Genomic DNA, 12516 nt, shown 5'->3' with positions numbered 1-12516 from the left:
AAATCGTATGCGGGATCTTACGCCGCATCTTTCCGCACATACTTCTTGATCTGGTCCAATTCCTGCTCCTTCTTATTGCTTTCCTCTTCAATGTCATGGTCGTCCTGCAAACCGAGCCAGAATTTAGGAGAGACCCCGAAGCACTTGCTCAAGCGCAACGCGGTATCCGCCGTAATGCGTCGGTTTCCTTTTAGGATCGCTGCAACGCGCGTTTGCGGTATCAATAAGTCCTTCGAAAGTCGATAAGATATGATCTTAAGAGGCTGCACGAATTATTGGACGAGCACCTCTCCTGAGTTTATGTTTCATATCTGATTCATTTTTATTACCGCTCCAGAATTACCTTCCCTACAAACCGTTCATCAACTGAAACCACCTGGATGAAGTACGTGCCTTGGTTCAAATGTCCGGCTTGTATGGTTTCCGTAGCGCTCCAGCGGCTGTATTGTTCGGCAAGCACAAGACGGCCTGTAACGTCGCACAGTTCCAAGGTGCAGGAATTGCCTTCTATCCTATCAAGCTGTAAACGGAATGTGCCGTTGGTCGGGTTTGGGATGATGCGCAGGGGAGTTGGGTCGAAGAATTCAGAAATGCCCATTGGTTGATAACCCATTATTGAATCGGTACCTGCGCAGCCATTGCTGGTTAAAATATTTACGGCGTAAAGTCCAGATCCAACAACAGCTATGCTGGAGCTTACTTCATTGGATAAGACTGCGCCATTGAATGACCATTCATAGGTGCCTAAGCCATCTGGCGCGTAGATCACACCATCAATTTGGACCAAGGTGAATTCGATTGTGTCTGAACCAACAATAGTTACTGTGGTGTCGAATCTGCAGCCATACGAATCTTTTACTGTAAAGGTGTACGTGTTCGGACCAAGGTTCGTGATCTGCGTGGTCGCTATTATGGGTAGTGTTGCAGATGGAGTTGTTGCTGGTCCGGTCCAGTTAGTTAGTGCCGGGTTTTGTAGATCGAGCGTCGCAGAAAGCGAAACATAGCTACTGTCAATTTCCTGCGGGAAACCTGAGATGCTCCAAGAACACAAGAATCCGTTGTCACCGCCCCACAGATCCGTGAACTTCATTTTCCATTCGCCATTGACTGGGCAACCGATCAAACTAGTTAAGGCGGTTACTGGCGTGTAACTTCCCGCGACTAAAGCAGAGCCTGTGCTGGATGTAGTAACGTTCGGCGTTGGACCGAACTGTGCGCAATCCGCCCAACTGCCATGGTCCGGGTTGGTATTAAAACAATACTCCCAACAAATTCCAGGAACTGGTTCAGCGCTAGTGTCACTATCATTGGCAGCGCCCAAGAACGTTCCGCCGCCGCCTTGTTCATGCAAATTCACGAACTGTCCATTGGGGCATTCTAGTTGCACAAAGAGGTCACCCATGTAGGAGTGTTCCATATTCAAACAAATATCACCTAGCTCCGCAGGATCGGTTACCGTAGAACCTACAGACGCATTCGTGTACACAGCGGTTGACGTTAAAATTACACCTACGTCATCCGGCAAGAATATTCCAGGGCCATATTGTGCCCCGGTATAAGAAACTTGTACGAAAGGGTCTAGTGTCGCGTTCCCGAAAAGATCCACCGTAGCCGGTATGCAAACCGTTTCGGGTGTAATAGTCCCTAAAAAGCTGACAGGACCGCTAACCAAAATGTTCTGAGGCTCGCTTATTGTGGACGTACAGTTTTCATCACTTGTAACAAGAAGTTGTAGCGCGATGACACCAGCTTCTGTCAATACCAATGTGTCAATTGGCGAACTGGTCACGAACGGCGCCATAACTCCCGTATTCCATTGCCATTCCGTGATCGTGGTTCCTCCATAAGGTATTGAATTGCTGCCATCCAAGAATAGCGTATCGCCAAGGCACAAGACTGTTGTGTCACTGATCGCTGTGCTACTGATAGCGGTTGGCTGGTTGCAAGTATTGCTCCCTCCAATACAGGAGATAGAAGCAGCAAAATTACCTGTACCAACACCGTTGGATGTAAATCGGATAGTGAGGCAACCAGAAGTATTGTATATCGTTGCTGATGCAGTCAGACCGGATAGCGAACTCCCCGTGTAACTGCCCAAATAATTCGCTGAGGTGCTGTTCCCATCCCACATCTCTATGCGGTCCCAGGAATTTTGAGAACCCACGATACTAAGGTTGAACACGGACCATGTAAGTGTGAGTTCGCCGCCAACCGTATCTGGGCAGATCGTCGTTGTAAAACTCTCGTTGTTCCCGTATTCACCTCCAGGGCCTCCGGTGTCCTCCAGAACTCCAGAACACGTGTTTATCACAGGTGTCGAAATGCTGAACTGTTGCCCATTCGCTTTCGGTAAAATGAAGAAAACAATGGCACATAAAGAAACGCCCTTGACCAATGATGATAGCATAGTGATACAGTTTACATTAGAGCCTCTGCTTTTGTAAGCAGATATCCCATAGCATTGGATCGAATATAAGACAGGCTGCACAATGTTTGCCTATTCTACTTTGATCGCTGCGAAGTTCTAAGGTCGTGCATATTGCAAGAATGGCATTGGACCGGTCACATTCCTGTTGATCAACTACCTTCACACGCATTTTTCGATAACCCACCGACCATGAAAACATTCTGTTACGCTCTTGTTCTTGCCGCTGTTCCATCCCTTCTCGTTGCTCAAGAGTGCGGGACAGGTCGGTACACGGATCTTAATTTCTTCGTTGAAACCACCATGACCACTGTGGATTATGGTGCCAATACCGGGGTAAGTGGGGGGAACCAGGTTCTCCGCATGGATGTGTACCAACCGGTAGGTGATGTTTTGACCGATCGACCTGTGGTTATCGTTGCATTCGGGGGTTCGTTCATCGGTGGAGCGCGAGCAGATGTGGCTGATCTTTGTATCTTCTTCGCTAAGCTGGGATATGTGGCCGTTGCACCGGATTATCGCGTAGGTTTCTTTTTGCCGAACGGTGCTACCACCACACGTGCGGTCATGCGTGGTACACATGATATGAAGGCAGTTGTCCGCTATTTAAGAAAGTCCGTTGCTGAGGATAGCAACCCGTTCAATATCGATCCGGATCGCATCATAACCGGTGGGGTTTCAGCAGGCGCTATCAGTGCCATCCATGCTGTCTATTTGGATGAGGACAGTGAAATGCCAGTGATCCTGGCAGGTGAAGCTGCTGCGTTAGGAGGGATCGAAGGAAACAGCGGTAGTCCTGGTTATTCCAGCGACGTGTTCGCATGCTACAGCTTTAGTGGTGCTATTGCCGATACGCTGTACATCGTACCGGGAGATACTCCATTGGCCAGTGTGCACGAGGTGGGTGACGGCGTAGTGCCCTGCTACACGCAAGAGGTTTCTGTAGTGGGCATTCCTACGGGATTGATAGCATCTGGATCCCACGATATTCACGTACGAATGGACAATTTGCAGAACACGAACTGCTTTCTGAGTTATCCGGGTACTGGACATGTTGGCTACCTAACATCTGACTTTGCCGGTTCTACTGGTTTTATCGCCCAGTTCCTTTCGGATCTCGTGTGTGGTACGGAACCCACTTGCGGTCCACTGGCAACCGCTGTGAATACACTGGATGCCAACGAACCTACTAAGGCCTATCCGAACCCAACGAGGGATGTTGTTTCGGTTGATGTACCAGTAGGTTCCATAGCTACCATTCATGACGCGCAAGGAAGGGAACTCTTTACGCAACGCGCAACGGCGACCACCACTCGCTTCGATCTTAGCGGACATCCAGATGGCGTTTATACGATCCGTGTTGCAGGTACGGCGCCAGCAATACAAGTGATAAAGCTGGATAGGTAGGTAGCTTTTTTTGAAGCATAGGATCTTTTCAATACCATGCAGGTCGTAGTGATCGGTGGCGGAGCAGCAGGTTATTTCGCGGCCATTAGTGCGAGACAGCATGATCCCCGTGCATCCGTAATTCTACTTGAGAAGAGCGATAAGCTTTTGAGCAAAGTGAGGATCAGTGGCGGAGGGCGTTGCAATGTGACCCACAACTGCCTCGAACCGAAAAAACTGGCCAGTTACTACCCGCGTGGCACACAGTTCCTGCGGAAGTCATTCAACTTGTTCAATGTGCGCGATACGATCGCATGGTTCGCTGCACGTGGTGTGGAATTAAAGACCGAGCCTGATGGCAGGATGTTCCCGGTAACGGACAACTCCGAGACGATTGTGTCCTGCTTAAAGCAAACTGCCACGGAGCTTGGCGTGCAGGTCAGGTTGAAAAGTGGAGTAGTGCGTATGAACGCTTCGGGTCAACAGTGGAATCTGCATATGCAGGACCAGCAGATCGTTGTAGCCGATAAGGTGATCGTTACCACTGGTGGCAGCCCCAAACTGCAAGGGTATGCATGGCTCCAAGAATTGGGACATACGATCGTACCGCCTGTTCCAAGCCTATTCACCTTCAATCTACCTGATGAACCCATCCGCGAACTCATGGGTGTTGTAGCAGATCCAGCACGTGTGCGCTTGATCGGAACGGAACTGGAGAACAGTGGCCCATTGTTGATCACGCATTGGGGTTTCAGCGGACCGGCAGTGTTGAAGTTGAGTGCCATAGGTGCCCGTACGTTGCATGATCTTGGTTATGATCACATCGTTCAAGTGAATTGGCTTGGTGGTACGAATGAGGATACCGTGCGTAAGGTGCTTTTGGATCGTGAGGTTACACCACACCGCAAGAAAACCGAGAATGCCGATCCATTCGGCCTACCCAAGCGGTTATGGATCTTCTTGCTGGAAAAAGCGGGTATCGATCGCGAAAAGACCTGGGAAGAAGTAGCCAAGAAAGAACGTAACCGATTGATCGACCTGTTGACCAATGATCGCTATCACGTAAAAGGAAAGACCACCTTCAAGGAAGAATTCGTTACGGCTGGCGGCGTGGATCTTGCCGAAGTGGATCCATTGACCATGGCCAGTTCAAAGGCTCCAGGGATCTACTTTGCAGGGGAAGTGTTGGATATTGATGGAATTACAGGAGGCTTTAATTTCCAAGCAGCGTGGACAACGGGTTTTATTGCAGGACGCCTTCTTTAGAACAATTTGGAACAGTGGGCAGTTGGCAGAAGAAAAGCAGCAGTGGGCAGTTTGCAAACCGCCGCAATTGGCGCCGGCCTTTGCCCATTGCCAACTGCCAACTGTAAACTGATCTAGAATACGAACCGCTTTACGGTCTTTTCATCACCTATGCGGATAACCGCGAAATACAGGCCTGAGTTGGCTTTCAACTCAAGCGTTGTTCGTGCCCCATTTAGCCGCTGCGTGGCGATCGTGCGTCCTGTAGCATCTAAAATGTCAACTGTGCCTTGGGCTGCTTCGGAATTCAGGTCGACGTACAAGATCTCATTATTCAACCATACACGAGCTTGATCCAATTGCTCTTCTGTAATTGTGGCAACCGGTCCCCAAATGGCACTGGCCCATTGTGGGTTATCGATGTATGGATTGCGATTGTCCTGGAAGGTATACACTGCGTTGTTGCGGTCGGTTTCTTTGATACTTACCGGGTCATTCGCATTCCATTCCAACAACATTGCCTCCGCCCATTGGCTAAAGTCTCCACCAACAAGCATAGGCGAAGACCACGAACCGGTCTGCCCCCAGTAGCGTGTCAGCATGTAGAAATAAGTACGAGCAAAGTCACCCTTGAATTCATCCCTTAGTTCGAATACAGTGCCATTATATCCTTGGGTCACGTTCATGCCGGTCTTCGATCCGTTCTGGGAGGTCCAATCCGCGCTGCCTACTTCACCCAAAGGCAGGTTGTCACGCCTGTTATTAACATAACCATCCGTTGGGTACATATGGTGCAAGTCCGAATTCATTGGCGCTAGGTCGCCGAACCAGCTTTTTGGGAAACTATGTTCCCGGTTGAAGCAATCACCTTCGCTATTGTATTCGCCACATTGGTCGCTTCCGAAGGTGTATATGTAGGGTGGAGTGCCACTAGGGTCGTCGCTATACATATCCCAGACCTGGTTTGTGGTTCCGGTCCGTTTATCCGTTTGTGCAAAGTAGTTCCAGAGAACGCCGTAATTAAGTACAGTATGGTTATCGATGATATCGTGCAGCGCCACTCGAAGTGAATTCCCGGATAGTCCCTGTGCGCTGTCGTAATATCCAGCGGGTGGTTGTGCCAGAAGAAATGTGGGGGCTGCCACCAATAGGGTTACTAACAATTTACGCATCGTTCAAAGGTACGACGTAGTGGTACCGCTGGTTCCATCCGGAATAGCGTTAACAAGAAAAGGGGACCGAAGCCCCCTTTTCCATTCGAACAACGTGGTTCTTATTTTACTTTATTCACGATCGTAGCAAATGCGGTCGGATCATGGAATGCGATCTCGGCCAATGCCTTCCTATCGAGGTCGATGTTGGCTTTTTTCAAACCGTTCATGAATACGCTATAGCTAATGCCGTTCATGCGTGTTGCAGCGTTGATACGCTGGATCCACAATGCGCGGAATTCGCGCTTCTTCAATTTGCGACCGATGTAGGCGTGCTGAAGGCCTTTTTCTACCGTGTTCTTCGCTACGGTATATACATTCTTACGACGACCAAAGTTGCCTTTGGCCATAGCGAGGACCTTCTTCCTCTTTGCTTTACTGGCTACTTTATTCTGACTACGTGGCATGTACCTTTTGGTTTTTGGACGAAAGCGCCCGCCTTGCGGAGGGACTTTGGTGCTGAACGCCCTGGTTTACGCTACCTATTACCCGGTATGCAATGGGTTGTTCTATCGAATAAGATCAAGAATTGCGGCATGATCGCTCTTGTGTACCAATCCTTTCTTGGTCAAGCTGCGTTTCCGCTTCTTGTCTTTCTTGGTAAGGATGTGGTTCTTGAAAGCGTGCTTACGCTTGATCTTGCCGGTGCCGGTCAACTTGAACCGTTTTTTCGCACCGGACTTCGTCTTCATCTTTGGCATTATCGTGGGTTTCTATCGTGGTTGGCGCAAACACGCCGGGAGTGCAGTTTACTTCTTTTTCTTCGGGATCAAGTACATGATCATCCGCTTTCCTTCCAACTTCGGCATTGCTTCCACAATGCCGATATCTTCTAGATCCTGTGCGAACTTCAATAACAGTATCTCACCTCTTTCCTTGAATACGATGCTCCTTCCGCGGAAGAAAACGAAGGCCTTGACCTTATGTCCCTCTTCCAAGAACTTGCGTGTGTGTTTCAGTTTGAAGTTGATGTCGTGTTCGTCCGTATTCGGGCCGAAACGAATTTCCTTCATTTCAATGGTAGCCTGTTTGGCTTTGATCTCCTTCTGTTTCTTCTTCAGGTCGTACAAGAACTTCTTGTACTCGATTATCCGACATACCGGTGGATCCGCTGATCCACTTATCTCCACAAGATCAAGGCCCATCTCCTCTGCCATGCGCAGCGCATGGGCAATTGGAAATACACCTTGTTCCACGCCTTCTCCTACCACACGGACCTCGTTCACACCTGTGATCTTGCTGTTGATCCGGTGTGGGTCTTCCTTGACTACACGACCACGGAATGGTCGCCTGCTTTTGCCACCACTGGGGCGTTTGAATGGTCCTGCCACTTAGTTTGTTTTGGTTCTTGTTCGTTAATCTGAAATTCCTTGTTGCAATTTTATCCGTGCATTCACCAATTCAGTGAACGCTGCTGGGGTCATTACGCCAAGATCGCCTTGGCCATGTTCCCGAACGGATATCGTGCCGTCAGTAGCTTCTTTCTCTCCAATAATGAGCATGAACGGGCTTTTGGCGAGTTCCGCATCGCGGATCTTACGCCCAATTTTCTCGTTCCGCTCGTCTACGGAGGCGCGAATATCGGAACTTTTAAGCATACGGGCCACATCAATGCACGCTCCGTTGAATTTATCGCTGATCGGAAGCAGTATAGCCTGCTCTGGTGCAAGCCACAACGGGAACCTTCCTGCGAAGTGCTCGATCAACACCGCAACGAACCGTTCCAAGCTGCCAAAAGGCGCACGGTGGATCATGACCGGACGGTGTTTCAGGTTGTCACTACCAACGTATTCCAACTCGAAACGCTCGGGCAGGTTATAATCCACTTGGATGGTTCCTAATTGCCAACGTCTACCAATGGCGTCCTTGACCATAAAATCCAATTTGGGTCCGTAGAATGCCGCTTCGCCGTATTCGATCACGGTTTTCAGTCCTTTTTCAGCGCTGGCCTCAATGATCGCGGCTTCAGCCTTTTCCCAATTTGCATCGCTGCCAATGTATTTCGCACGGTCCACCTTATCCCGTAAGCTGATCTGGGCTTCATAGTTCGGCAGGTTCAGAGCCTTGAATACCTTCAGTACCAGATCAATGACCTTGATGAACTCATCCTTTACTTGATCCGGGCGACAGAACAAATGGGCATCGTCCTGTGTGAATCCCCTTACACGGGTAAGACCGTGTAATTCGCCACTTTGCTCATACCGATATACAGTGCCAAACTCAGCATAACGGATAGGTAGTTCCTTATAACTATGCGGACGGCTCTTATAGATCTCACAATGGTGCGGGCAGTTCATCGGCTTCAGGAAGAATTCCTCGCCTTCATGCGGGGTCTTGATCGCCTGGAAACTGTCCTTCCCGTATTTTTCGTAGTGCCCACTGGTCACGTAGAGGTCTTTATGCGCAATGTGAGGAGTGCTCACTAATTCGTAGCCGCTTTCTTCTTGAGCGACTTTCATGAAGTTGATCAATCGTTCCCGCAATGCAGTGCCTTTGGGCATCCACAAGGGTAATCCTGGACCCACTTTATCGCTGAATGTGAACAGGTCCAGCTCCTTACCCAATTTCCGATGATCGCGTTTTTTGGCTTCTTCAAGCAGAACCAGATACTCGTCCAGCTCCTTCTGTTTCGGGAAGGTGATGCCATAAAGACGTGTTAATTGTTTGCGGGTCTCGTCGCCGCGCCAGTATGCACCAGCAACTGACATGACCTTGGCTGCTTTAATGAAACCGGTGTTCGGAATATGAGGGCCGCGGCAGAGGTCTGTGAAATTACCTTGGGTGTACAGTGTGATCTCTCCGTCGGTCAACCCGTCGATCAACTCCAACTTGTATTCATCACCCTTCTCTTTGAAATAGGTAATGGCATCGGCTTTGGAGATCTCCTTGCGCTTAAAGGTGAGTTTCTTGGAGGCCAGCTCTTTCATCTTGGCTTCGATGGCCGCGAATTCGCCTTCCCCTATAGTACGCTCACCTAAGTCAATATCGTAATAGAACCCGTTCTCAATGGGCGGCCCAATACCGAATTTGGTACCCGGATAGAGTGCTTCCAAGGCTTCGGCCATAAGGTGAGCGGATGAGTGCCACATGGTGGCCTTACCATCATCATCATTCCACGTTAATAGTGCAAGACTGCAATCGCCGGGTAGCGGGCGATCGGCATCACGCACTTCGCCATTCACTTTGGCGCTCAGTACATTTCTTGCAAGACCTTCGCTGATGCTCTTGGCCACGTCCAAGGCCGTAACGCCTTGTTCGTATTCTCGGACGGTGCCGTCCGGTAGGGTAACATTGATCTTCATTTCATAGCGCTTTCTGCCCTACAACGGCAATGAAAAACGGGGCGCAAAGGTAGTTGCTTGTCAAAGATCATAACGGACGGATCCGAAGTTTATTAACTACGGTCAGAACAACGGGACCAGACAAATTTCATGGACCAGTGCGCACAGCTTGCTCAAGGTTGGGTCATCCATATCCAGTGGAACTGTGCGGCATTCAAATAAATGGGCAGGGAATTGCAAAGCCATTAGTGTAAGGCCCAATACTCAATGCACAGATCAATTAAGAATGCGTGTATTATTCGGTGTAAGATGAAATGATAATGGCGTTACATTGGCCTTCTTAAGATCAAGTGAGCCGATCCGGAAAGAAACGTTGAATGATCAATGCAGTTATCAGAAGAACACCTAGCATCCAGGCGATCAGCAATTGAACGAAATATGGTTGAAGTCCAACGCGTGTTTGCGCAACAATAGGAATGACCGGGTACACAATGCACATGGATATCGGACATTCGTGCATTTGCAATTCTAGAATTTGGAATCTCAGATCTCCGATTATTACCGGATCCTAAAAAGTGAGTTGTCTAAAATGGGAATTACGAAAAATGATGTTGAAGTATTGTTTTTTACGAAAAGCACACTTGGGGTGTCATTTACTAGAACGCTCACTCTGGGTAGATTGCAGTTGTTCATAACGAAAGAGAATATTGAGAAGTTAGCAGCCATTTATGCTCCATCGGATCAAGGTCACTTTTCCAAAGTGATGAATAGTGCCAAATACGCTGAACCCTTGTTTGAATTGTTAGGAGCTGATCATGTTGAAAGTTTGGACTTTTCCGATTACGAAGGAGCTACGGTCATTCATGATCTGAATGACCCGATACCGAAGCAGCATCATAATTCCTTTTCTGCCGTAGTGGATGGTGGAACGATCGAGCATGTTTTTAACTTTCCTGTGGCGATCAGGAACTGCATGGACTGTTTTGGAGATCGGAGGTGCCTACATTGGAATTACACCGGCAAACAACCAAATGGGGCATGGATTCTATCAGTTCAGCCCAGAACTGTATTTCAGGGTATTCTCACCTGAAAATGGGTTTGAGGTCCAAAAAGTGTTCTTGAATACGAATGGTAGCATTTACGAAGTGGCCGATCCTTTGGATGTAGGATCCAGAGTTGAACTAACGAATTCGAGGCCGGCAGCATTGGTCGTTATTGCCAAAAAAGTTAAGAACATAGCTGAATTTCAGATACCTCAACAAAGCGATTATGTCTCTGAGTGGGTCGTTGATAGTTCAATTAGGACAGGCGATCTGAACGAAGGCAATGGTGTAATAATGAATTACTATCGAAAATTAATGCCTAAAAGGCTGAAGATAATTTTCCGGAATCTGTACGACATAGTGACCAAGGAGAAATTTGATGTTGAGAATCTTGGAACAATAGATCCGCGCCATTTCAAGAAGATCGATCTATCACCAACAACCGATGAATTGGGTTAAAGACTAGTTGTCATTACTTGCTTTAGCGCAATTCAAGATTTTGTATCGATCGGAAACTTAGTTCAGTAAACTGACCCTGCCCTTGGGAACGGATCATGGCAAATTTTGGGAAGCTTTCAAATTGATCCACATTCAGGAGTAGGCGGAGTACCCGAACAAAAGAGGCTACCTCATTGTAAGATAGCCTCGTGCGGGAGAGGGGTATTTTCTTGATCCTATTGACAATGCAGGAATAGGAGTTGATCCACGGTCGGGTCACCCATTTCGCGTGCTTGCAGCATGGCTGCGCATGCTTCATCGTTGCGGCCGTGTCTTAGTAAAATAATTGCGCGATGTAAATGCGCTTTTGCGATCGTCGGGTCCAATGCGATTGATGTGTCCAGGTCAGACAACGCGTCATATCCATTTGTGTGAGATGCTTTTGTGATGCCTAAATTGCAGAACGCCAACGCATCTTTTGGAGCGATCTGTACCAGTCGATCGTAGTTGCGCTCAGCCTCGTACATGTCGCCATCCTGTATGGCGAGTTCTCCAAGTTGATGCAATGCACTTTCTGCTTCGGGCCCGATCGTATTCAGCATGCGAATGATCTCAAGATCAGCTTTGGCGGCATCGGATTCACCCAGCATTGCATAAGCCTTCGCACGACTTAAAAGACCACGGCTGTTGGTTGGGTCCAATTCCAGTATGCGATCCAGGTCCGTCAATGCACCTTCGGCATCACCCATAGTGATCCTACTTATAGCACGGTTGTATGCAGCACCGCGATCGAGCGGAGCTTCAATGGTCACAGAAGCAGGTTCTGCTTCCGGGCGTTCTTGTGAACGTAAGGTTGAGATACCGGCCAACTCTTGCTGGGCGGATCCTTGGGCACTTCCAAATACCGGAATAGCCAATGCGAGCACGAGTAGAATTGTTTTCATGGTCCATTCTTACGCAACGATGCAAGAAATGTTCGCACTGGTCGGTTCAAAAGTCCTGTTCGTCGAAGATCCTTGCTGTTGCAGGACGCTTAGTTTCGCAACCTTAACACCCGCACATGTTGCTCAATAGTGAATCCATCAACGAAGACCTGGGAATGCTTTTTCTGCGTTTATCCACAGGAGGTACTATTTTCTGGCTCCACGGTTGGCCCAAGCTGATGGCATTCTCCCAAGTGGCCGAAAATTTTGCGGATCCTTTTGGTCTGGGTTCCACCGTGTCATTGATCCTGATCCTTTTGGCGGAAGTGCTTTGCGGTGCATTGGTCGTTCTCGGATTATGGACGCGCATTGCCACTATTCCATTGATCATTGCGATGGCCGTGATCGTTTTCATGGTGAAAGCCGATGCTCCATTCAAAGAATCCGAATTAGCGTTCGTTTACCTCGCATCATTCGTGGCATTGCTCTTTGCAGGTAGCGGTCGGTATTCCGTGGATCGGATCAGATTCGGTTGATCCGTGATCGTTCTTACGGTTCCTCTTT

General features: G+C 48.6%; 11 protein-coding genes and 1 pseudogene. 4 read left to right on the top strand and 8 right to left on the bottom strand.

Going from position 1 to position 12516, the window contains the following annotated elements:
* Positions 1-17: 17 nt before the first annotated feature.
* Both IPF95_14980 and IPF95_14975 read right to left on the bottom strand, forming a co-directional pair.
* Positions 18-320: pseudogene (locus IPF95_14980) on the bottom strand (HigA family addiction module antidote protein).
* A 5-nt stretch (positions 321-325) separates the two neighbouring features.
* Complete coding sequence (locus IPF95_14975; GenBank protein MBK6475990.1) at positions 326-2407, bottom strand: T9SS type A sorting domain-containing protein; 2082 nt, start codon at positions 2405-2407, stop codon at positions 326-328.
* A gap of 210 nt (positions 2408-2617) precedes the next feature.
* Between IPF95_14975 and IPF95_14970 the strand changes: the two genes are divergently transcribed.
* Complete coding sequence (locus IPF95_14970) at positions 2618-3832, top strand: carboxylesterase family protein (GenBank protein ID MBK6475989.1); 1215 nt, start codon at positions 2618-2620, stop codon at positions 3830-3832.
* 36 nt (positions 3833-3868) lie between these two features.
* Positions 3869-5077 carry an NAD(P)/FAD-dependent oxidoreductase gene (locus IPF95_14965; protein ID MBK6475988.1) on the top strand — a complete coding sequence of 403 codons (1209 nt, stop codon included), beginning with the start codon at positions 3869-3871 and terminating at the stop codon, positions 5075-5077.
* Positions 5078-5190: 113 nt separating this feature from the next.
* Here the strand turns inward: IPF95_14965 and IPF95_14960 are convergent, their stop codons facing one another.
* The 5 genes from IPF95_14960 to thrS all read right to left on the bottom strand — a co-directional run bounded on the left by IPF95_14960 (position 5191) and on the right by thrS (position 9569).
* Entirely contained in the window at positions 5191-6228 is a 1038-nt protein-coding gene (locus tag IPF95_14960; protein ID MBK6475987.1) for an endonuclease, read from the bottom strand.
* Positions 6229-6329: 101 nt separating this feature from the next.
* Positions 6330-6674, bottom strand: coding sequence for a 50S ribosomal protein L20 (gene rplT, locus IPF95_14955; protein MBK6475986.1), 345 nt, complete (start codon positions 6672-6674; stop codon positions 6330-6332).
* A gap of 102 nt (positions 6675-6776) precedes the next feature.
* Positions 6777-6968 carry a 50S ribosomal protein L35 gene (gene rpmI / locus IPF95_14950; protein MBK6475985.1) on the bottom strand — a complete coding sequence of 64 codons (192 nt, stop codon included), beginning with the start codon at positions 6966-6968 and terminating at the stop codon, positions 6777-6779.
* A 48-nt stretch (positions 6969-7016) separates the two neighbouring features.
* Positions 7017-7598, bottom strand: a complete 582-nt coding sequence (locus tag IPF95_14945; protein ID MBK6475984.1) for a translation initiation factor IF-3 — start codon at positions 7596-7598, stop codon at positions 7017-7019.
* A gap of 24 nt (positions 7599-7622) precedes the next feature.
* A complete protein-coding gene (gene thrS, locus IPF95_14940; GenBank protein ID MBK6475983.1) occupies positions 7623-9569 on the bottom strand; it encodes a threonine--tRNA ligase in 1947 nt (648 codons plus the stop codon).
* A gap of 917 nt (positions 9570-10486) precedes the next feature.
* Between thrS and IPF95_14935 the strand changes: the two genes are divergently transcribed.
* Positions 10487-11050 (top strand): hypothetical protein, encoded by a 564-nt coding sequence (locus IPF95_14935; protein ID MBK6475982.1) that lies wholly within the window; start codon positions 10487-10489, stop codon positions 11048-11050.
* Between the two features lie 215 nt (positions 11051-11265).
* On the opposite strand, the gene IPF95_14930 is transcribed toward IPF95_14935, so the two are convergent.
* Complete coding sequence (locus tag IPF95_14930; GenBank protein MBK6475981.1) at positions 11266-11973, bottom strand: hypothetical protein; 708 nt, start codon at positions 11971-11973, stop codon at positions 11266-11268.
* A gap of 116 nt (positions 11974-12089) precedes the next feature.
* Here IPF95_14930 and IPF95_14925 point away from each other — a divergent pair, with 116 nt between their 5' ends.
* On the top strand, positions 12090-12488 hold the full coding sequence (locus IPF95_14925; protein ID MBK6475980.1) for a DoxX family protein: 399 nt from the start codon (positions 12090-12092) through the stop codon (positions 12486-12488).
* The last annotated feature ends 28 nt before the right edge of the window (positions 12489-12516 follow it).

The sequence above is a fragment of the Flavobacteriales bacterium genome (genome assembly GCA_016704485.1).
GTDB lineage: Bacteria > Bacteroidota > Bacteroidia > Flavobacteriales_F > PHOS-HE28 > PHOS-HE28.
Note: the sequence above shows the minus strand (reverse complement) of the source record. Positions and strands in the feature narration are given on the sequence as shown.